Source organism: Arenibacter lacus (assembly GCF_008711145.1).
Taxonomy (GTDB): Bacteria; Bacteroidota; Bacteroidia; order Flavobacteriales; family Flavobacteriaceae; genus Arenibacter; species Arenibacter amylolyticus.
Genome location: NZ_VVIN01000165.1, coordinates 1 through 1397, shown reverse-complemented (window position 1 = coordinate 1397; position 1397 = coordinate 1). Strand labels below are relative to the sequence as shown.

The following is a 1397-nucleotide window of genomic DNA, read 5'->3' as shown; positions in this document are numbered from 1 at the left end:
AAGTATGTCCGAGTACAAAAGAATAACCGAAATGCCCTCCCATTACAACGATTTGGAGTTAATGGATACCGATGAGATCTTAAAAAATATTAATGAGGAGGACAAGAAGGTAGCCCTAGCGGTAGAGCATGAAATTCCTGCCATTACCCAATTGGTAAACGCCTTGGTAGAACGATTTAATAAAGGGGGCCGACTCTTTTATATTGGAGCGGGAACCAGTGGTAGATTGGGGATCCTAGATGCCTCAGAGATTCCGCCTACCTACGGATTGCCTCACGATAGGGTGATTGCCTTGATTGCGGGGGGTGATTCTGCCATCCGGAACGCAGTGGAGAATGCAGAGGACGATGCCCAACAGGCGTGGAAGGATCTTTTGGCCTATGATATCAATGAGAATGATGCAGTGGTTGGGATAGCTGCTTCTGGAACTACGCCCTACGTAATTGGGGGAGTAAAAGAAGCGAAGTCCAACGGCTTGCTTACGGCCTGTGTCACCAATAATCCTGGATCGCCTTTGGCCATGGCAGTGGAAATACCCATTGCGGTAAATGTAGGCCCGGAGTTTGTCACTGGAAGTACCAGAATGAAGAGTGGAACCTCCCAAAAACTGGTGCTCAATATGATTTCCACAGCCCTCATGATCAAGGTTGGAAGGGTTAAGGGAAATAAAATGGTGAACATGCAGTTGAGCAATATTAAACTGGTAGACCGGGGTACACGTTACTTGGTGGAAGAGCTAAATTTGGAGTATAAGGAGGCGGAAACCTTATTGAAGAAATATGGTTCCGTAAAAAAGGTGATCGACGCCCAAAAATCCTAAAATTATTTCTTCTGTATTTTAGAGACCTCTTCGGGGGTAACAATGTCTTTCCCTTTGTTGCCCCATGAGTTGAGGATGTAGTTCATTACATCGGCAATTTCTTCATCGTCCAATCCCATGGCCGGCATGGTATTATTATAGGTAACGCCATTTACTACAATTTCCCCTTGTTGCCCAAATTTGACACCTCGGATACTTTCTTCCCTATTCTTCAATAAATAATCGGCCTTGGCCAGCGGAGGGAAAGTGTTTTCTACTCCCTCGCCATTGGGCAGATGGCAGGTAACGCAAAAATCGTTATAGATATCGTACCCGCGTTTAATGCTTTCTTTTAACTCCTTATCGTTATCGTTGAAAAGAAAAAGAGAGAGCGCTGTTATAATGGATATATAAGCTAGAATAAAAAGTTTCATATAGTGATATAATTACGGTTTACTGTAGTGGTGTTTGAATTATATAGGGCTATAGCGCCCTTAAAAAGTGAAGCCCCATTATTTGATCATGACTAATTAATGTTGGTTTGAGTAGAAATTATTCATTGGATTTCAATTAATACCTTTAACCTCAATTAAACTTT

The 1397-nt window shown here is 42.6% G+C and carries 2 protein-coding genes; one reads left to right on the top strand and one right to left on the bottom strand.

Features of this window, described 5'->3' with window-relative positions:
• The first annotated feature begins 4 nt into the window (after nt 1-4).
• Complete coding sequence (locus F1E73_RS16960; RefSeq protein WP_086477323.1) at nt 5-820, top strand: N-acetylmuramic acid 6-phosphate etherase; 816 nt, start codon at nt 5-7, stop codon at nt 818-820.
• Between the two features lie 2 nt (nt 821-822).
• Here F1E73_RS16960 and F1E73_RS16955 read toward each other — a convergent pair whose 3' ends face one another.
• Entirely contained in the window at nt 823-1233 is a 411-nt protein-coding gene (locus tag F1E73_RS16955; protein WP_150452656.1) for a c-type cytochrome, read from the bottom strand.
• Between the last annotated feature and the right edge of the window lie 164 nt (nt 1234-1397).